Annotated in this window: 17 protein-coding genes; 12 read left to right on the top strand and 5 right to left on the bottom strand. The window is 69.4% G+C overall.

Annotated features, from left to right (window positions below):
• Nucleotides 1–106 precede the first annotated feature (106 nt).
• Both EW117_RS18900 and EW117_RS29485 read left to right on the top strand, forming a co-directional pair.
• The gene (locus EW117_RS18900; RefSeq protein ID WP_129788264.1) at nucleotides 107–1,150 is read left to right on the top strand and encodes a glycoside hydrolase family 5 protein; all 1,044 of its coding nucleotides are present in this window, start codon (nucleotides 107–109) and stop codon (nucleotides 1,148–1,150) included.
• 62 nt (nucleotides 1,151–1,212) lie between these two features.
• Nucleotides 1,213–1,401 (top strand): hypothetical protein, encoded by a 189-nt coding sequence (locus tag EW117_RS29485; RefSeq protein ID WP_165362774.1) that lies wholly within the window; start codon nucleotides 1,213–1,215, stop codon nucleotides 1,399–1,401.
• 9 nt (nucleotides 1,402–1,410) lie between these two features.
• On the opposite strand, the gene EW117_RS18890 is transcribed toward EW117_RS29485, so the two are convergent.
• The 4 genes from EW117_RS18890 to EW117_RS18875 are packed head-to-tail and all read right to left on the bottom strand — an operon-like array spanning nucleotide 1,411 to nucleotide 5,866.
• The gene (locus EW117_RS18890) at nucleotides 1,411–2,124 is read right to left on the bottom strand and encodes an ABC transporter ATP-binding protein (protein WP_129788262.1); all 714 of its coding nucleotides are present in this window, start codon (nucleotides 2,122–2,124) and stop codon (nucleotides 1,411–1,413) included.
• A 1-nt stretch (nucleotide 2,125) separates the two neighbouring features.
• Nucleotides 2,126–3,808 (bottom strand): branched-chain amino acid ABC transporter ATP-binding protein/permease, encoded by a 1,683-nt coding sequence (locus tag EW117_RS18885; protein WP_129788261.1) that lies wholly within the window; start codon nucleotides 3,806–3,808, stop codon nucleotides 2,126–2,128.
• Nucleotides 3,808–4,683 (bottom strand): branched-chain amino acid ABC transporter permease, encoded by an 876-nt coding sequence (locus EW117_RS18880; protein ID WP_129788260.1) that lies wholly within the window; start codon nucleotides 4,681–4,683, stop codon nucleotides 3,808–3,810. The genes EW117_RS18885 and EW117_RS18880 overlap by 1 nt, the downstream gene beginning before the upstream one ends.
• A gap of 13 nt (nucleotides 4,684–4,696) precedes the next feature.
• Nucleotides 4,697–5,866, bottom strand: coding sequence for an ABC transporter substrate-binding protein (locus tag EW117_RS18875; RefSeq protein ID WP_129788259.1), 1,170 nt, complete (start codon nucleotides 5,864–5,866; stop codon nucleotides 4,697–4,699).
• 181 nt (nucleotides 5,867–6,047) lie between these two features.
• Between EW117_RS18875 and EW117_RS18870 the strand changes: the two genes are divergently transcribed.
• From EW117_RS18870 to clpX, 7 genes are all read left to right on the top strand, one after another.
• Entirely contained in the window at nucleotides 6,048–7,352 is a 1,305-nt protein-coding gene (locus EW117_RS18870; protein ID WP_129788258.1) for an ABC transporter substrate-binding protein, read from the top strand.
• On the top strand, nucleotides 7,349–8,269 hold the full coding sequence (locus EW117_RS18865) for a carbohydrate ABC transporter permease (RefSeq protein WP_242504382.1): 921 nt from the start codon (nucleotides 7,349–7,351) through the stop codon (nucleotides 8,267–8,269). The genes EW117_RS18870 and EW117_RS18865 overlap by 4 nt, the downstream gene beginning before the upstream one ends.
• On the top strand, nucleotides 8,266–9,123 hold the full coding sequence (locus tag EW117_RS18860) for a carbohydrate ABC transporter permease (RefSeq protein WP_242504381.1): 858 nt from the start codon (nucleotides 8,266–8,268) through the stop codon (nucleotides 9,121–9,123). The genes EW117_RS18865 and EW117_RS18860 overlap by 4 nt, the downstream gene beginning before the upstream one ends.
• 244 nt (nucleotides 9,124–9,367) lie before the next feature.
• The gene (tig, locus tag EW117_RS18855) at nucleotides 9,368–10,753 is read left to right on the top strand and encodes a trigger factor (protein ID WP_129788256.1); all 1,386 of its coding nucleotides are present in this window, start codon (nucleotides 9,368–9,370) and stop codon (nucleotides 10,751–10,753) included.
• Between the two features lie 232 nt (nucleotides 10,754–10,985).
• Complete coding sequence (locus tag EW117_RS18850) at nucleotides 10,986–11,624, top strand: ATP-dependent Clp protease proteolytic subunit (protein ID WP_422891198.1); 639 nt, start codon at nucleotides 10,986–10,988, stop codon at nucleotides 11,622–11,624.
• Nucleotides 11,625–11,667: 43 nt separating this feature from the next.
• Nucleotides 11,668–12,387, top strand: coding sequence for an ATP-dependent Clp protease proteolytic subunit (locus EW117_RS18845; RefSeq protein ID WP_129788255.1), 720 nt, complete (start codon nucleotides 11,668–11,670; stop codon nucleotides 12,385–12,387).
• A 286-nt stretch (nucleotides 12,388–12,673) separates the two neighbouring features.
• Nucleotides 12,674–13,963 carry an ATP-dependent Clp protease ATP-binding subunit ClpX gene (gene clpX, locus EW117_RS18840; protein WP_129788254.1) on the top strand — a complete coding sequence of 430 codons (1,290 nt, stop codon included), beginning with the start codon at nucleotides 12,674–12,676 and terminating at the stop codon, nucleotides 13,961–13,963.
• A gap of 205 nt (nucleotides 13,964–14,168) precedes the next feature.
• On the opposite strand, the gene EW117_RS18835 is transcribed toward clpX, so the two are convergent.
• On the bottom strand, nucleotides 14,169–16,004 hold the full coding sequence (locus EW117_RS18835; protein WP_129788253.1) for an AMP-dependent synthetase/ligase: 1,836 nt from the start codon (nucleotides 16,002–16,004) through the stop codon (nucleotides 14,169–14,171).
• A gap of 150 nt (nucleotides 16,005–16,154) precedes the next feature.
• Here EW117_RS18835 and EW117_RS18830 point away from each other — a divergent pair, with 150 nt between their 5' ends.
• The 3 genes from EW117_RS18830 (at nucleotide 16,155) to EW117_RS18820 (ending at nucleotide 18,563) form a co-directional block, all read left to right on the top strand.
• Entirely contained in the window at nucleotides 16,155–16,502 is a 348-nt protein-coding gene (locus EW117_RS18830) for a chorismate mutase (protein WP_242504380.1), read from the top strand.
• A gap of 200 nt (nucleotides 16,503–16,702) precedes the next feature.
• On the top strand, nucleotides 16,703–17,881 hold the full coding sequence (locus EW117_RS18825; RefSeq protein ID WP_129788252.1) for a baeRF2 domain-containing protein: 1,179 nt from the start codon (nucleotides 16,703–16,705) through the stop codon (nucleotides 17,879–17,881).
• Between the two features lie 175 nt (nucleotides 17,882–18,056).
• A complete protein-coding gene (locus EW117_RS18820; protein WP_165362773.1) occupies nucleotides 18,057–18,563 on the top strand; it encodes a DUF1877 family protein in 507 nt (168 codons plus the stop codon).
• The last annotated feature ends 65 nt before the right edge of the window (nucleotides 18,564–18,628 follow it).

The following is an 18,628-nucleotide window of genomic DNA, read 5'->3' as shown; positions in this document are numbered from 1 at the left end:
AATCCCGCATGTCGTGCGACCAGGCATCTTGCTAGCGTCCTTGTGACCAGCAGGCAGCGCAGACGCAACCTGCTTCGGCTCTGTCCACGAACTGAGGTGGTCCCACATGGTCTCGCGCCGCGCTCCGATCATCGTCGCAGTAGCCACGGCCGCGATGCTGGCGTTCGGAGCAGCCCTCGCTCCCTTCCTGCCCGCCAACGCCGTCGAGGACGCGCCGCAGGTGGCAACCCCCGTCGAGGCGAACGGCCAGCTCAGCGTGTGCGGCGTCCGCCTGTGCAACGAGCACGGCACGGAGATCCAGCTGCGCGGCATGAGCAGCCACGGCACCCAGTGGTACTCGCAGTGCCTCACCGACGCCTCGCTCGACACTCTCGCGTACGACTGGAACGCCGACGTCATGCGGATCTCGACCTACGTCCAGGAGGACGGCTACGAGACCGACCCGGCGCGGTTCACCGCCCTGGTGAACGACTACATCGACATGCTCACGGCGCGTGGCCTGTACGCCATCGTCGACTGGCACATGCTCGATCCGGGCGACCCGAACTTCAACCTGGAGCGCGCCAAGGCGTTCTTCACCGCCATCGCCGAGCGGAACAACGGCAACAACAACATCATCTACGAGGTCGCGAACGAGCCCAACGGGGTGTCGTGGCAGACGATCATGAGCTACCACGAGCAGATCGTCCCCGTGATCCGCGCGCAGGACCCGGACTCCGTCGTCCTGCTGGGCACACGAGCCTGGTCCTCGCTGGGCGTCTCCGACGGCTCGGACGAGTCCGAGGTCGTGAACGACCCGGTCGACGCCTCGAACGTGATGTACACGTTCCACTTCTACGCCGCGTCGCACGGGCAGGAGTACCTGGACGCGCTCTCCCGCGCCGCGGACCGGATCCCCATGTTCATCACGGAGTTCGGCACCCAGGACTACGCGGGCGAGGGCGCCAACGACTTCGCGATGTCGCAGCGGTACCTCGACCTGGCGGCCTCGAAGAAGATCAGCTGGGTGAACTGGAACTTCTCCGACGATCACCGGTCGGGCGCGGTCTTCACGGAGGGGACCTGCGCGGGCGGCTCGTTCGGGACGGACCGGCTCAAGGAGGCCGGGGCGTGGATCCGCGACCGGATCAGGACGCCGGACGACTTCTGAGGTCGTCGGCGTTGCGCGCCTGCCGGTCGGGTGTCGCAGAACCCGGACGGCCGGATGGTGAGGTGGGCCCGGGGCCGCCGCACATCGTGCCGCGCAACCGTGGGCCGTGGGCCGCGCAGTACACAGGCCTGCTGATCCGCCATCTGCCGGCCGCCCTCGTCGACGCGCTCTGCGTGCCCGTCCGCAAGGCGGACTTCCCGGACCTGTCCGACGCCTGGCGGATCGCGCGGAACGTGACAAACGGCCGCTGAGCGGCTGGTTCAGGCCGTGCCGAGGTAGGCGCGCACCACGTCGTCGTCCGCCAGCAGCTCGGCCGCCGGGCCCGACCGGACCACCTCGCCCGTGCGCAGGACGTACCCCTGGTCGGCGGCGCGCAGTGCGCGCCGCGCGTTCTGCTCCACGAGCACCACGGTGGTCCCGGCCGCCCGGATCTGCTCCACGACGTCGAACACCTCGTTCACCACGAGCGGCGCCAGGCCCATGGACGGCTCGTCCAGGAGGAGCAGCACCGGCTCCGCGACCAGCGCCCGGGCGATCGCGAGCATCTGCTGTTCGCCGCCGGACAGCGTCCCGGCAGGCAGGTCTCGCCGCTCCGCCAGGACGCCGAACCGCTGATACATCTCGTCGATGGTGCGGGACGCCGCGCGTCCGCGGTGCCAGCCGCCCATCGCGAGGTTCTCGGCGACGGTGAGGGAGGCGAGGATCTGCCGCCCCTCGGGCACCTGGACCAGACCCCGCGCCACGAGCTTGTGGGCGGGAGCTCGTGTGATGTCGGCCCCGCGGAACCGGACCCGCCCGCCGTGCGGCCGCACGATGCCGGACACCGCGTTGATGATCGTCGACTTCCCGGCGCCGTTCGCGCCGACGAGCGTCACGAGCGAGCCCTCCGCCACGCTGAACGACACGTCGCGCACCGCTTCGACCCGGCCGTAGCGCACGGACAGGCGCTCCACCTCGAGCACGGGTTCGGTCATGTCAGGCCTCCGTCCCGAGGTACGCCTCGACCACGCGCGGGTCGGCGGCGACGTCCGACGGCACGCCGGACGCGATGACCTCGCCGAAGTCGAGCACCACCACCCGGTCGCAGATCTGCCGCACCAGCCCGACGTTGTGCTCGATCAGCAGCACGGCGAGGCCGTCATCGGCCAGCGAGCGGATGAGGCGGGCGAGCTCGCCCGCCTCAACCTGGTTCATCCCGGCGGCCGGCTCGTCGAGGATGAGCAGGCTCGGGTCGGCCGCGAGCGCCCGGGCGATCTCGAGCCGCCGTTGGTCGCCGTACGACAGGGCGTTGGCCCGGGTGGTGGCCGCGTCCAGCATGCCGACGCGGTCCAGGCACCGGGCCGCGTGGGTGAGCGCGGCGCGCTCGTCGCGGCGTGCCGAGGGCAGCCAGAGCAACCGCCGGACCAGGGTCGGCCGGGTCACGAGGTGCCCGCCCACCAGCACGTTCTCCAGCGCGGAGAGCCTGCCGAACAGCTTGGAGTGCTGGAACGTGCGGCTCACACCCGCGGCGGCGACCCGGTGCACGGGGGTGCGTCCGGCGGTCACGCCGAGCACGCTCGCCTCGCCCCACGACGGCGGCACGAGCCCGCTGATCATGTTCACGAGGGTCGTCTTGCCGGCGCCGTTGGGTCCGATCAGCCCGAGCAGCTCGCCGCTGTGAATCTCCAGGTCGACGTCGCGGACCGCGTGCACGCCGCCGTAGTCCTTGCTCAGCCCGGTCAGCCGTACGACGACGTCGCCGCGTGGCGCGTGCACGCGCGTGCGCAGCTCCGGGTGCTCTCCGTCGGCGCCGCCGCTGTCGGCGTCGGCCGCGATGTCCGGGACCCGCAGCCGGCGGGGAATCCGCCCGGCGAGGCCGCCGGGCAGGAACAGGATGACGACGAGCAGCAGCAACCCCGCGACGAACGGCCGGATCCAGCCGGCCTCGACGCCCAGGGCGCGCTGGATCTCGGGGACCAGCGTGAGGAAGGTACTGCCCAGCACGGGTCCGACGAAGACGGTGGTGCCGCCGACCATGGCGGTGACCAGGCCGTCGATGGCGGCGGTGAACCCGAAGTCGGCGGGTCCGACCAGCCGCACGGTGTAGGCCCACAGCACGCCGTAGAGCCCAGCCACGGCGCCTGCCGTGACGAACGCCCCGAGCCGGTGCCGCCCGACGTCGATGCCCATGGCGCCGGCGGCGAGCTCGTCCTCGCGGATGGCCTCCAGGGCCCGCCCGTACCGGGTGGGCGCGGACCGCCAGAACCAGTAGGCGACCACGGCGAGCACGATCCAGGCGATGGCGGGCGTGACCACCTTGGGCACGGACATGCCCTGCGCGCCCCCGGTCCACTCGGCGTTGAGCACGAAGATCCGCACCGCCTCGGCGAACCCGAGGGTCGCGATGGCGAGGAACACGCCCCGCAGGTGCATGGTCGGCAGTCCGAGCACGACGGCGGCTGTCGCGCCCGCCGTCATGCCGATCGCGAGGGCGACCAGGAGCGCGGGGACGTCGCCAACGACGTCGGGGTCCGGCGCGACGAGCACCGACGTGTAGGCGGCGACCGACGCGAAGCCGGCCTGTCCCAGGCTGAGCTGGCCCGCGTTGAGCACCGCGTAGAAGGAGAACGCGAAGATCGCGCCGAGCGCGATGAACGTGACAGTGGACTCGGTGAGCATCAGACCTGCCGTGCCCGACGTCCGCCGAACAGGCCCTGCGGCCGCAGCAGCAGGATGCCGAACAGCAGCGCGAACGCGATCAGGTCGCGCCACGCCGAACCCAGGTACTGCACGGCGAACACCTCGGACACCCCGAGCAGGAGGCCGCCGACCAGTGCGCCGGGCAGCGAGCCCATGCCGCCCACCACGATCACGGCGAGGCCCTTGAGCTCGATCGCGGACCCCATGCCGAGCTGCGCGGAGTTCACGTTCATCGCGAACAGGGCACCGGCGACCGCCCCGAGCGCCGCCGAGATCGCGAAGGTGGTGGCGGTGACCCGGTCCACGTTCACGCCGAGCACGCGGGCCGCCGTCGGGTTCTCCGCGACCGCCCGCATGCCGCGCCCCAGCCGGCTGCGGGCGACGAGCCAAGTCAGCCCGACCACGAGCGTGAGGCAGACGGCGACGATCACCACCTGCAGCAGCGTCACCTGGGCGCCGAGCACGTCGAACCGCGTGGCCGGGAACGCGTCCGCGGGAAAGCGGCGGGTCTCGGCGCCGTAGCGCCACTGGAGCAGCGCGATCAGCATGCCCGCCACGGCGATCGACGAGATCAGCCCGGCGAAGTGGGCGTCGGGACGGCCCTTGAGCGGCCGGAACGCCACCCGCTCCACGATCAGGCCGAGCAGCGCCCCCACGACGGCGACCGCGGGCAGGGCCGCCCAGAAGGGCAGCCCACCCACGGTGACCAGCTCGATCCCGATGAAGGCGGACGCCGCGAACACGGCCGGGTGGGCCAGGTTCAGCCGGTCGAGGATGCCGAACACCAGCGCGAAGCCGACGGCGAAGAGCGCGTAGATCGAGCCGATGAACAGCCCGTTCAGAAGTTGCTGCATGGCGGTCGCGCGGTCACTCGAGGACGGCGAACTTGCCGTCTTCGACGACCTGCACCACTGCCTCGTGCTCGGCGTCCCGCTCGTCGTTGATGGTCAGCTCGCCCAGCACCGTCGGAACACCCTCGATGGCCCCGAGGCCTTCCTTGATCGCGTCCCGCTCGCCGGAGCACGAGGACCGCACGGCCTGATCGATCAGCATGAGGCCCGTGTACGCCTGCGCGGCGAACTGGTCCGGCTGGGTCCCGTTCTTCTCCTCGAAGTCGGCGAGGAACGCCGTGTTCTCGGGGCTCTCGGACTCGGAGTTCCAGGCGGCCCCGACGACCACGCCCTCTGCGGCGTCCCCGGCGTCGGCCATCAGCTTGGGGTTGTTGAAGCCGTTGCCACCGATGATCGGGACGTCGATGCCGAGCTCGCGGGCCTGCGTGACTAGCGGGATGGCCGCTTCGATCAGGCTCGACACGACCAGCGCGTCCGGGTCGGCGGCCTTGGCCTCGGTGAGCAGCGCGCGGAAGTCGGTGTCGGCCACCGAGAAGGTGAGGGTGTCGGCCACGTCGATGCCCTCCGCGTCCAGCGCACCGGCGAACACCTCACCGCCGGCCTCGGCCAGGGCGTCGTCGTTCGCGTACATGACCACCACCTTCTCCAGGCCGTACTCGGCCTTCGCGGCGGCCACGGTCCGCGGGATCACCTGCGACTCCGTGAGCGAGTCGCGGAAGATGTAGTCGCCCTGGGCGGTGATGCCGTCGACGGTGTTGGAGATGGCCAGCACCGGCACGCCCTCCTCCTGCGCGATCGGCTGAGCCTGGAACGCGCCGGTGGACAGGGTCGGGCCGATGATCACGCTCGCGCCGTCCTCGGCCGTGAGCTGCTCGAAGACCGCGATGCCCTGCCGCGGGTCCGTCTGGTCGTCCTCCACCGTCAGCTCGTACTCGACGCCGCCCTGGGCGTTCAGCTGCTCGGCGGCCAGCTCCAGGCCCTTCTGCTGCGACTCGCCGTAGCTGCCCGCGGCGCCCGTGAGGCTGAGCGCCGCGCCCACCGGCACGGGGGATCCGATGGTGCAGTCCTCGCCGGTTCCCTCGCCGACGAGGCCGCCGTCCGTCCCGCCCCCGCCTTCCGCGGTGCAGGCCGTGAGCGTGACGGTCAGGGCGGTGGCGGCGAACAGCGCGAGTGCACGGTGCGGCATGCGGGTCTCCAGGTGGACGAATGCGTTTGCTTCGGTAGAACTTCAAACAGAGACTTCGGAACAAGTAGCCGTACGAGCCAGTAGCGGGGGAAATTCTGGCACGAATGCCGAACGGAGACACGACATTTCGACACAGCGCAAATACTTGACACGCCGACCCCGGAACGGCAGCGTCCGGCTCATGAACCGCCGAACCGCCCTCGCAGGTCTCACCACAGCCGCCGTGGCACTGACGCTCGGCGCCTGCGCGCCGTCGTCGGACAGCCCGGAACCCGGGGCGGCCGCGGGGGAGGGGTGCGACGGCGAGGCGGTAGCGCTCGATGTCTGGTCCTGGCGCACCGAGGACGTCAAGACCTACGAGCAGATCTTCGACGTCTTCGAGGAGGCCAACCCGTGCATCACGGTGAACTTCCAGGCCCACCTCAACACCGAGTACGACCAGATCCTGCGGACGGGCCTGACCGGCTCGGACGGGCCGGACATCGCCCAGGTGCGTTCCTACGGCCTGCTCCAGCCGCTCATCGAGGGCGGCAACCTGGAGCCGCTGGAGGACCTCGTGCCGGCGCTCGGCGACTTCGACCAGGCGATCCTCGACGGCGCCCGCAGCCGTGAGGACGGCGCCGTCTACGGCGTGCCGCTGGCCACCCAGACGATCCAGGTCTACTACAACACGGCGATCTTCGAGGAGAACGGGCTGGCGGAGCCCGAGACCTGGGACGACTTCATAGCGCTCAACGAGACGCTCCTGGAGAAGGACGTCACGCCGCTCGCGGTCGGCGCGCGCGACGGTTGGTTCGTGCCCACCGTGCACGACGCCCTCACCGCCGCCCAGTACGGCGGCGCCGACTTCCAGCAGGCGCTGCGCGACGGCGACACCGACTTCACCGACCCGGCGTACGTGGACTCGCTCCAGACGTTCAAGGACCTGCAGAAGTACATGCCGGACGACGTGACCGGCGTGCCGTACACGGACGCGCAGGTGCTGTTCACCTCCGAGCAGGCCGCGATGTTCGCGGGCGGCTCCTACGAGCAGGCCTTCTTCCAGGAGGCCAACCCGGACCTCGACCTCGGCGTGTTCCAGGTGCCCCCGCCGCCCGGCTCGGCCCTGGACCACCCGGTGAGCGCAGGGTACGCGGACGGCAACTGGGGCCTGTCGGCGACCACCGAGCACCCCGAGGAGGCGGAGACGCTCCTGAACTGGCTGGCCACGCCCGAGTTCGGACAGCTCGTCGCCGACGAGCTCAAGCAGTTCTCGCCGATCCCCGGCGTCGAGTTCTCGGACCCGCTCCAGCAGGAGATGTGGGACCTGTACCAGGAGAACCCCGCGCCCTACCTGCTGCTCGTGGACTTCCGCTACGGCGACCCGGTCGGCACCGACCTGATGGGCGAGGCCGGGCAGAAGCTGTTCCTCGGCGACGCCGACGCCGAGCAAGCCGCGGGCATCATCCAGGACGGCCTGTCGGCCTGGTGGACGCCGGGCGAGTGAACGGCCGTCGCACAGCGGCGCTGCCCACACCCGTAGCACTGCTCTTCCTGCTGCCCGCGGCGGCGCTGTTCGCCGTCTTCGTGCTCTACCCGATGGCGACCGCGCTGACGTACTCCTTGTTCTCCTGGCGGGGCACCGCGCAGGAAGCGTTCGTCGGGCTGGACAACTTCGTCGCGCTGCTGACGACCGAGCCGTACCGCAGCCAGCTGCCCCGCGCGTTCGCGCACAACGGGCTCCTGTTCGCCGGCGCCATGGTGGTGCAGAACTCGGTGGGTCTGCTGCTCGCGTACGCGCTGCACAAGCGGGACCGGCTCCGGCGCCTGTTCCAGGTGCTGTACACGATGCCGTACCTGGTCTCGCCGCTGGTCGTCGGCTACCTGTGGTCGTTGCTGCTCTCGCCGCTGTTCGGCCCGGTGAACGCCGCTCTGCGCGCCGTCGGCCTGGAGTCGGTGGCCCAGCCCTGGCTCGGTGACCCCGACACCGCCCTGTGGGTGGTCGTGCTGGTGACGGCCTGGCAGTGGGTAGGGTTCCCGCTCCTGATCTACGGCGCCGCGCTCGGGTCGCTGGACCCGACGATGGAGGAGGCCGCGATGCTCGACGGCGCCAGCTCCCGCCAGCGGTTCTGGCACGTCACCCTGCCGATGCTGCTGCCCGTGATCGGTACGGTGAGCGTGCTGACGTTCATCTTCTCCATGGAGGCGTTCCCGATCCCGTACGCCCTGGGCGGGTCTAACGGCAGCCCGGCGGGCGCGACCGACGTCATGTCGCTCCTCTTCTACCGCACGGCGTTCAACTCGGGGGCGTCCAACGCCATCGGCATCTCGTCTGCCGTGGCGATCGTGCTGTTCGTCGTGATCGTCGGCGTGTCCGTGCTGTTCACGCGGTGGTTCCGCCACGTCGAGCGGGGGCTCACGTGAGGCGCTACGCGGCCGTCCGCGGTCCCGGCACCGCCCGCGTGCTGGTGAACCGGGCGGCGGTGAACGTCGTGCTGTGGGGCTACGCCGTCGTCGCCCTGGTGCCCCTGCTGATCATGGTCTGGAACTCGTTCCGGTCCGACCAGGAGCTCGTGGCCGACCCGCTCGGGCTGCCGGTCAGCCCGTCGCTCGACGCGTACCGCGAGGCCTGGGTCGAGGCGTCGTTCTCGACCTACTTCCTCAACTCGGTGCTCGTCACCACGGCGTCGGTGGCCCTGTCGACCGCGGTCTCGCTGCTTGCCGCCTACGCGCTGGCTCGGTCACGCTCGCGGCTCATGGCCGTGATCGAGCAGGTCTTCGTGTCGGGCCTGATGATGCCCGTGTTCCTCATGATCGTGCCGATCTTCTACCTGCTTGACACGATCGGGCTCGCCTCGACCCGGACCGGCCTGATCCTGGTCTACGCGGCGGTGTCCATCCCGTTCTCGGTGTTCGTGCTGGCCACCTTCCTGCGCCAGCTCCCCGACGAGCTGGAGGACGCCGCCCGGATCGACGGCGCCGGCCCGCTGCGGACCTTCTGGTCGGTGCTGTTGCCGCTCGTGCGGCCCGCTGTCGCGACGGTGGTGGTCTTCCGTTTCGTGCCCATCTGGAACGACTTCTTCTACCCCCTCATCCTCGTGCGCGACCGGGCGCAGTACACGCTGCCCGTGGGCCTGACGACGTTCTTCGGGGAGTACCAGACGTCGTGGTCCACTCTGTTCGCGGGGCTGGTCATCGCCACGCTGCCGCTCGTGGTGCTGTTCCTCGTGGCGACCCGGCAGATCGTCGCCGGTCTGACCGCGGGGATGGGCCGCTGACGGCTGTGCTCGGGGCGAACACGGACGGTGAACGAGGACGGTCGTGGGAGGCTGGCCGGTGTGCGGCACGCCACCAGCTTGCATTCGGCGCCTGAGGTCGTGGGGCGTACCATTGACGGGTTGCCCGTGCGCCTGCCGCACACGGCTGTCAGCGAGCAGCTGCAACTGAGTTGAGCATCCCCGCGCCACCCGGGACGCAGTACGCCGGCGTGCGCGCACCCCCGACATTCTGGAGACCATCGAAGTGAAGAGCGCCGTCGAGACCTTGGAGCCCACCAAGGTCAAGCTGACCGTCGAGGTGGACTACGACGAGCTCAAGCCGAGCATCGATCACGCCTACGAGCACATCGCGGAGCAGGTGAACATCCCCGGCTTCCGCAAGGGCAAGGTTCCCCCGCGCATCATCGACCAGCGGGTCGGCTGGGGCGCCGTGATCGAGCACGCCGTGAACGACGGCCTCTCCGGTTTCTACCGTGACGCGCTCGGCGAGACCGACCTGCGTCCGCTCGCCCAGCCCGAGATCGACGTGACCGACGTCCCGGCCAAGGCCGGCGAGGGCCAGCTGAAGTTCACGGCCGAGGTCGAGGTGCGCCCCGAGATCGAGCTCCCCGACCTGGCCGACGTCGACCTGACCGTCGAGTCCTCGCAGGTCACGGACGAGGACGTCGCGGAGCGGATGGAAGCCCTGCGCGAGCGCTTCGGCACCCTGGTGGGCGTGGACCGCCCGGCCGTCGAGGGCGACTACGTGGTCATCGATCTGAAGGCCGTCATCGGTGACGAGGAGGTCGACTCCGTGTCGGGCGTCTCGTACCAGATCGGCTCCGGCAACATGCTCGAGGGCCTCGACGAGGCGCTCACCGGCCTGTCCGCCGAGGAGACCACCACGTTCAAGGCGCCGCTGGCCGGCGGCGACCACGAGGGCAAGGAGGCGGACGTCACCGTCACCGCCACCTCGGTCAAGCAGCGCGACCTCCCCGAGGTGGACGACGACTTCGCCCAGCTCGCCTCGGAGTTCGACACGCTGGAGGAGCTGAAGGACGACTTGAAGACCCAGGTCGCCGGCATCAAGACCTCCAACCAGGCGGTCACCGCCCGCGACGCCCTCATGGAGAAGCTCCTGGAGACCGTCGAGGTCCCCGTGCCGACCGGCGTGGTCCAGGCCGAGGTGCACCGCCACCTCGAGTCCGAGAGCCGCCTGGAGGACGACGAGCACCGCGCCGAGGTCACCGAGGACGCCACCAAGGCGATCAAGAACCAGATCCTGCTGGACACCCTCGCCGAGAAGCTCCAGGTGCAGGTGAGCCAGGGTGAGCTCGTCGAGTACCTGGTGAGCGCGTCGCAGCAGTACGGCATGGAGCCCAGCGAGTTCATCCAGACGCTCGAGCAGGGCGGTCAGATCCCCGCCATGGTCGGCGAGGTGGCCCGCTCGAAGGCTCTCGCGGTCGCGCTGCGCCAGATCGAGGTCAAGGACGCCGACGGGAACGTCGTCGACCTGAGCGAGTTCATCGGCTCGACCGAGGCCGACGAGGCCCAGGCCGCGCTCAACGACGCCATGGCCCAGGCCCAGGAGGCCGCTGAGGCCGAGGGCGCCGAGGCCTCCCCGGAGGCGCCGGAGCCCGCGAAGGCCTGACACACACCGGGCCCGAGAGGGCTTCGAGCATGACGCCGGACGGCGGTCCGCACCCTCCGCGCGGGGGTGCGGGCCGCCGTCTGCGTACCCCCTGACTTCGCCGTGGGCAGCACCGGTGCGCTGTAGGCGAAAACGGCGCCGAATCAGGAGTTCCGGCGGGCTGAGGCACGTTAGGGTCGAGCGACACGACGTCGTAGGACGTGGTCCAAAGACGAGAGTCAGAACCGAGGAGATGGACGTGAACGATCTGCTGCGGATGGATGCTGGGCCGGTAGCACGGACGGAGGGTGCTGGCTTCGGGCTCAACGACTCCATCTACAACCGGCTGCTCAAGGAGCGCATCATCTGGCTGGGGTCGGAGGTGCGCGACGAGAACGCGAACGCGATCAGCGCGCAGATGATGCTTCTCGCGGCCGAGGACCCCGACAAGGACATCTGGCTGTACATCAACTCGCCTGGCGGCTCCATCACGGCCGGCATGGCGATCTACGACACCATGCAGTGGGTGAAGCCGGACGTCGCCACCGTCGCGATGGGAATGGCGGCCTCCATGGGTCAGTTCCTGCTGTCGTCGGGCGCCAAGGGCAAGCGGTACGCCACGCCCCACGCTCGCGTGATGATGCACCAGCCCTCGGGCGGCATCGGTGGCACAGCCACCGACGTGCGCATCAACGCGCAGCTCATCATGCACATGAAGAAGGTGCTGGCCGAGCTGACCGCCGAGCAGACCGGGCAGCCGCTCGAGACGATCATCAAGGACAACGACCGCGACAACTGGTTCACGGCCCCTGAGGCGCTGGAGTACGGCTTCATCGACCACGTCGTGGAGAGCGCCGCGTCGGTCTCCGGCGGCGGCGGCATGAACAGCTGACCGCCCGGAAACGCATACAGACCTTTATCGCGAGGAGACCACCGTGAGTCCTGAAGCCCAGTTCGTCGCAGCCGCAGAGCGCCTTGCCGGCGCACGTGCCCACTCGGGCATGGGGCTGCCGTATGCCACCGCCGGCGCCATGCCGTCCGCCCGCTATGTGCTCCCGCAGTTCGAGGAGCGCACCGCGTACGGCTTCAAGCGCCAGGACCCGTACACCAAGCTGTTCGAGGACCGCATCATCTTCCTGGGTGTCCAGGTCGACGACGCGTCCGCCGACGACGTCATGGCCCAGCTGCTGGTCCTGGAGACCCAGGACCCGGACCGCGACGTGATGATGTACATCAACTCGCCGGGTGGCTCGTTCACGGCCATGACGGCGCTGTACGACACCATGCAGTTCATCAAGCCGCAGATCCAGACCGTGTGCCTGGGTCAGGCGGCGTCGGCCGCGGCGGTGCTGCTGGCCGCCGGCCAGCCGGGCAAGCGCCTGGCGCTGCCGAACTCGCGCGTGCTGATCCACCAGCCCGCGATGGAGGGCGGCGGCTACGCGCAGGCCTCCGACATCGAGATCCACGCGAACGAGCTCATCCGCATGCGCGAGTGGCTCGAGAAGACTCTCGCGTTCCACAGCGGTAAGGATCAGGAAGAGGTGCGCAACGACATCGAGCGCGACAAGATCCTCACCGCCGCCGAGGCCAAGGACTACGGCCTGGTCGACGAGGTGCTGGAGTCGCGCAAGCCCGTCGCGGTCGTGACGAGCTGACCACTGCGTTCGGTTCCGTCGAGACCACTTCCCGGCGCCGGGGCAGGTCCACCATTACCGGTGGACGGCAAGCCCCGGCGTCGGGCATTGTGGGACTCGCTGCACAGAACATGACAAAATTGTCATGATGTGGTGAAAGTCGGTCGTGCGACCCGCCGGGTCGCCGGGCTGACAACGAGCCACAGGTGGTGTGGAATGGATCTGAGACCGCTCGACGTTGCGGATCTGCTGGGTCAGCCGGCCTGTGCGGGACTCCGTGAGGGTGCACAAGGCGAGGAGACAGGTAGTGGTGCGAATCGGTGACGGCGCGGAACTGCTGAAGTGCAACTTCTGCGGCAAGTCGCAGAAGCAGGTGAAGAAGCTGATCGCCGGGCCGGGCGTGTACATCTGCGACGAGTGCATCGAGCTGTGCAACGAGATCATCGAGGAAGAGCTCGGTGAGGCGGCCGAGCTGGGGATGACCGAGCTGCCCAAGCCCCGCGAGATCTTCGACTTCCTCGAGCAGTACATCATCGGCCAGGACCCCGCCAAGCGCGCCCTGGCCGTTGCGGTCTACAACCACTACAAGCGGATCCAGGCCGGCGAGGCCGGCCGGTCGATCAGCCCGGACGAGCAGGACCCGGTAGAGATCGCCAAGTCGAACATCCTGCTCATCGGCCCCACGGGCACGGGCAAGACCTATCTGGCACAGACGCTCGCGAAGATGCTCAACGTGCCGTTCGCCATCGCCGACGCGACCGCCCTCACCGAGGCCGGCTACGTGGGCGAGGACGTCGAGAACATCCTGCTGAAGCTCATCCAGGCCGCGGACTACGACGTCAAGAAGGCCGAGACGGGCATCATCTACATCGACGAGGTCGACAAGGTGGCCCGCAAGGCCGAGAACCCGTCGATCACGCGCGACGTGTCCGGCGAGGGGGTGCAGCAGGCGCTCCTGAAGATCATCGAGGGCACCACCGCATCGGTGCCGCCACAGGGCGGGCGCAAGCACCCGCACCAGGAGTTCATCCAGATCGACACGACGAACGTGCTGTTCATCGTGGCCGGCGCGTTCGCCGGGCTGGACGACATCGTCGCCGCCCGGTCCCGCAAGCGCGGCATCGGCTTCAGCGCCCCCATGGAGTCCATCGCGATCGACGAGGACCTGTTCGCGGAGGTCCGCCCCGAGGACCTGCAGAAGTACGGCCTGATCCCCGAGTTCATCGGCCGCCTGCCCGTCATCGCGTCCGTCTCGCCGCTGGACCGCGACGCGCTGGTACGGATCCTCACGGAGCCGAAGAACGCGCTCGTGAAGCAGTACAAGCGGATGTTCGAGATCGACGGCGTGGAGCTCGAGTTCGACGAGCCCGCCGTCGGCGCCATCGCGGAGCAGGCCCTGCTGCGGGGCACCGGCGCGCGCGGTCTGCGGGCCATCATGGAAGAGGTGCTCCAGCAGGTCATGTTCGACGTGCCGAGCCGCGACGACGTCGAACGCGTGGTCATCACGCGCGACGTGGTGCTCGACAACGTGAACCCGACCGTGGTGCCGCGCAAGAGCCCGGTACGGGGCCGCCAGCCCCGCGAGAAGAGCGCCTGACCGCAACACACCTCCCAGCAGCGAACCCTCCCGTCCGCCGAGGTAGAACCCTGGCGAGGTAGAACTGCAGCGAGGTAGGACCAGGGCGAAGTAGAACTCTGGCGAAGTAGAACTGGAGCGCATCCTGAGGGTGCGCTCCAGTTCTACTTCGCTCTTGTTCTACTTCGCTCTTGTTCTACCTCGCTGCAGTTCTACCTCGCGGGGGCTAGTGGTGGTTGGCGGCCGGATGGGCCGTTGCCACAGGGGCGCCGTACAGAGCGTCGACGGTGCCCGCGAAGTCGGCGAGGACCTTGGCGCGCTTCACCTTGATGGACGGCGTGAGGTAGCCGTTGGCCTCGGTGAAGTCGAGGTCGAGCACCGTGATCTTGCGGATCGACTCCGCCTTGGAGACCGCCTCGTTCGCGTGGGCGACCACCTTGTCGAGCTCGGCGAGCACCTTCGGGTGCACGCGGGCCTCGTCGACCGACAGCTTGGGCAACCCGTTCGCCGCGCACCAGCCGGGCAGCATCTCGGCGTCGAGCGTGACCAGGGCGCCGATGAACGGACGCTGGTCACCGACTACGACGACCTGGCTGACGATCGGGTGGGCGCGCATACGGTCCTCGAGGACGGCCGGGGCGACGTTCTTGCCCCCGGCGGTCACGATGATCTCCTTCTTGCGGCCCGTGATGTGCAGGTGGCCGTGCTCGTCGAGGCGGCCCAGGTCGCCGGTGCGGAACCAGCCGTCCACGAACGTCTCGGCGGTCAGCTTCGGCTGGTTGCGGTAGCCGCGGAAGATGTGCGGGCCGCGCAGCAGCACCTCGCCGTCGTCGGCGATGCCGATGTCCGTGCCGAAGAAGGCCGGGCCCACCGAGCCGATCACCGTCTGGTTCGGCAGGTTGACCGAGGTCGGGGCCGTCGTCTCCGTCAGGCCGTAGCCCTCCAGGATGGTCACGCACGAGCCACGGAAGAAGTGGCCGAGGCGTTCGCCGAGCGGCGCGCCGCCCGAGACCGCCCACTGGAGCTGGCCGCCCATGGTCGCCTTGAGCTTGCTGAAGACGAGCCGGTCGGCGATCGTGTGCTTCGTCCTCAGCGCCCTGTCCGGGCCGGACGGCGTGTCCAGGGCCCGCGAGTAGCTCTCCGCGACCCGGGCGGACCACGCGAAGATCCTGGCCTTGAGGCCCGAGGACGCTTTCTGCTCGGCGCTGTTGTAGACCTTCTCGAACACGCGCGGCACGGCCAGGAGGTAGGTCGGGCGGAACGTGCCGAGGTCGGCGACGAGGTTCTTGATGTCCGGGGCGTGGCCCAGTACGGCCTGGCCGGCGATGGTCGCGACCTCGATGTAGCGCGCGAACACGTGCGCCAGCGGCAGGAACAGGAGCGTGCGGGCGTTCTCGGCGCGCAGCAGCTCCGGGATGCCGACGGCGGCGTTCATCGCCAGGTGCGCGAAGTTGCCGTGTGTGAGCTCGACGCCCTTGGGCCGGCCGGTGGAGCCGGAGGTGTAGATGATGGTCGCCAGGTCGTCGCGGCGGACGGCGTCGCGCCGCTGGGTCACGATGCCGGCGGAGAGGTTGGTGCCGGCCTTGCGCAGGTCGAGCACGGCGTCGTCGTCGATGAGGAGGATGTCCGCGAGGGTCGGCAGGTGCTGACGCACGCTCCGGACCGTCTCGGCGTGCGCGCCGGACTCGACGATCACGAGTCGGACGTCGGCGTCCGAAAGGATCCACTGCACCTGCTCGGGCGACGACGTCTCGTAGACGGGCACGGCCACCGCGCCGGCGGCCCAGATGGCGAAGTCGACGAGCGTCCACTCGTACCGGGTGCGCGACATGATCGCCACGCGGTCCCCGGCCTCGATGCCCCGAGCGACGAGTCCGCGCGCGACGGCGAGCACCTCGTCCTCGAACTGCCGGGCGGTGACCTTGATCCACGGGCCGTCGGCGGTGTCACGCCGCTCGATGAGCGTCTCGTCTCCGGAGCGGGCCACACGGTCCTTGAGGATTGTGTTGATGCTGGTGCTCTCCGGCACCTCCACCAAGGCCGGCGACGAGACGAGTGTCATCTGCTGCTCTCCGTTGAAGTCTTGAAGAGGTGAAGCCCCAGTACTGGGCATTCACCAAGTTGCGTGCCTGCTCGGCAGACTGTAGCCGATCTACGTCGCAGGTCGGAACAGCCTTCGCTGGTTGCACCCTCGGGCAGATAGCCTCTTCCTGTGTCTGACAACGAACCGACCAGCGTTCCGGTGCCGTCCGAGATCATCCGGCTCCGCGAGAGCATCGACAACATCGACGCGGCGCTGGTGTATCTCCTGGCGGAACGGTTCCGGGTGACCCGGCGGGTGGGCGAGCTCAAGGCTGTCGGCGGCCTGCCCCCGGCGGACCCGGCGCGCGAGCAGGAGCAAATCGCACGCCTCACGAGGATCGCGGAGGAGTCGGGGCTCGATCCCGATTTCGCGGAACAGTTCCGCCAGTTCATCGTGAGCGAGGTGATCCGCCACCACGAGCTGATCGCCGCCCAGCACAAGGGCGAGAACCTTCCTGAGGTCGACACATACGCTTGAAGAGGTTAGCCCTTGGTATGACTTTACCCAATGCGGATGAGTGGCCAACTTTGGGTGGGAAGAACTTGGTGTGCAGGTCACAAGCAATTCCGGCACGGGGGTGGCGCGCGCCCGTAATTCGTCGTTTCCTGGAGGGAACGCCGGGGCGAGGTGTGCGGTAGGGCATCACCTCGACCTCGGCGGGAGACGCGGAGGTTCGAATGAAGATCGACTGGCTCAAACCCCTCCTCGGCCACCCGGGTCCCTTTGTGACCCTGCATCTGGACGCGACGCCGTCCGAGCAGGCCGCCGAACGCGACGTCGAAGGCCGATGGAACGCGGCGCGCAAGGAGCTAGCGCAGCAAGGAGCACCGGCCACCGTGCTGGACGCCGTCGCGGAGGTGGTGCTCAGGCCCACGAGGGTCCCGGGGCCGCACGGCCGGGTCGTCATCGCCGACGACACCGGAGTGCTGGTGGACCGGGTGGTGAACAACCCGCCGACCGGTACGACCTGCTCCTGGGCGCCGGTGCCCGCACTGCTGCAGGCCGCGCTCGCCGCCGACGAGTCGGTGGAGCTGCTCAAGGTCGCGGTGGACCGGCAGGGGGCGGACTTTCTCCGCTCGGGGCCGAGCGGCAAGGTGCACAGCACCTTCCAGGCGCCGCACGACGAGATCGAGAAGTCCGGGTCCAACGAGGTGAAGCGGGCGCGCATCGAGTCGCGCGCCGAGGACTCGTGGGAGCGCAACGCGGCGGCCGTCGCGGCAGAGATCGAGCGGCACGTGGCCGAGACGAGGCCCGAGCTGGTGCTGCTCACGGGGGACAAGCGGGCCGTGTCGCTGGCCCGCACGGCGCTGACGCCGCCGGCCGCGGACAAGGTGATCGAGGTGCCGGGCGGCGGGCGCGGCGGCGGGGTGCACGAGGGTGCGTTCGCCGAGCGGGTCGGCGAGGCGCTCGACTCGTACCGGGAGCGGCGTCGGGAACGTGTGCTGGCGGAGCTGCGGCAGGAGCTGGGTCGCGAGTCGAACGCCGTGACCTCGGTGGACGACGTCGTCGCGGTGCTTGCCCGCGGACAGGTCAAGGAGCTCGTCCTGGCCGAGGAATACGGCACGGGCAATGCGCCGAGGAACGGGCGCATGCTATGGATCGGCCCCGACCCGATGCACATCGCGGCGTCTCGGTCCGATCTCGAGGACATCGGCGTGACGGAGCGGCTGGAGGAGCTGCCGTCGTCGGTCGCACTCGTGCGCGCGGCGGTCGGGCAGGACGCCGGCCTGACCTTCGCGCCCGAGGGTTCCGTCGAGCTCATGGACGGCGTCGCGGCGACCCTCCGCTGGCGCGACGACGGCACACCCACGGAGGCCCTCGTGAGCATGTCCGGCGACGATCGTCGGCTGCACTGATCTCCCACGCGTGAATTCGGTGTGAATTCTCGGCCCGAGCCTGGGGACCAAAACCCCAGAACGGACGCCCGCCTGCATGGAATTTCCGTTTTACCGCGTATGGGAAATTGTTGCGTTGGAATGTGTCCGTTTTGCCCATACACACGGAAACGCATTATCGGTACGGTCTCGGGCCATGGGGATGATTCATTGTGAGTACGCGCGGCTTGCCGCCGACGACATCGACAAGGCACGGACCGATCTGACCTGGGCGCTCGAGCACATCGACGAGCTCGCCGGCGAATGGGTCCAGATGGACCTTCCGGCACAGGAGGCGAGGTATTTCAGCATCGGCACCGTGTGGGGCCCGCTCCACACGGTGCTGCAGGTACACGGCGGCATGCCCGTCGACCCGGTGCAGGGCGGCGTCGAGCTGGGTCCCGCCGACGGGATCAAGCCGGTGCGGTACCTGTCACCGGAGGACGTGGAGAAGGCCGCCGCGTTCCTCGTGGGCACCTCGTTCGACACCCTGGCACCGCTCGCCGACGCCGCCCACGTGTGCGACGAGGACGTCTGCCCGGACCCGGGCGAGCACGCGGCCGAGACCGACGCCGAGCGGCTCGGTAAGGCCTACGGCGAGCTCGCCGCGTTCTACGGTGCGGCGGCCAAGGCCGGCGACGCCGTGGTCCTGATGCTCAACTGACCGCTGCCGAGGTAGAACTGTGGCGAGGTAGGACTGGGGCGGGGGTGCTGATCAGGACCCCCGCC

Origin of the sequence: Promicromonospora panici, from assembly GCF_900608595.1 — a bacterium.
In the GTDB taxonomy this organism is placed as follows: domain Bacteria; phylum Actinomycetota; class Actinomycetes; order Actinomycetales; family Cellulomonadaceae; genus Promicromonospora; species Promicromonospora panici.
The sequence above is the reverse complement of the archived record's forward strand: the minus strand, read 5'-3'. Positions and strand labels throughout refer to the sequence as shown.

Coding starts and splice junctions, on each gene's coding strand:
- EW117_RS18880 (WP_129788260.1), bottom strand. CDS start 4,683: ATGCAGCAACTTCTGAACGGGCTGTTCATCGGCTCGATCTACGCGCTC.
- EW117_RS18835 (WP_129788253.1), bottom strand. CDS start 16,004: ATGACACTCGTCTCGTCGCCGGCCTTGGTGGAGGTGCCGGAGAGCACC.
- EW117_RS18825 (WP_129788252.1), top strand. CDS start 16,703: ATGAAGATCGACTGGCTCAAACCCCTCCTCGGCCACCCGGGTCCCTTT.
- EW117_RS18900 (WP_129788264.1), top strand. CDS start 107: ATGGTCTCGCGCCGCGCTCCGATCATCGTCGCAGTAGCCACGGCCGCG.
- EW117_RS18820 (WP_165362773.1), top strand. CDS start 18,057: ATGGGGATGATTCATTGTGAGTACGCGCGGCTTGCCGCCGACGACATC.
- EW117_RS18890 (WP_129788262.1), bottom strand. CDS start 2,124: ATGACCGAACCCGTGCTCGAGGTGGAGCGCCTGTCCGTGCGCTACGGC.
- EW117_RS18875 (WP_129788259.1), bottom strand. CDS start 5,866: ATGCCGCACCGTGCACTCGCGCTGTTCGCCGCCACCGCCCTGACCGTC.
- EW117_RS18870 (WP_129788258.1), top strand. CDS start 6,048: ATGAACCGCCGAACCGCCCTCGCAGGTCTCACCACAGCCGCCGTGGCA.
- EW117_RS18850 (WP_422891198.1), top strand. CDS start 10,986: ATGGACGTGAACGATCTGCTGCGGATGGATGCTGGGCCGGTAGCACGG.
- EW117_RS18885 (WP_129788261.1), bottom strand. CDS start 3,808: ATGCTCACCGAGTCCACTGTCACGTTCATCGCGCTCGGCGCGATCTTC.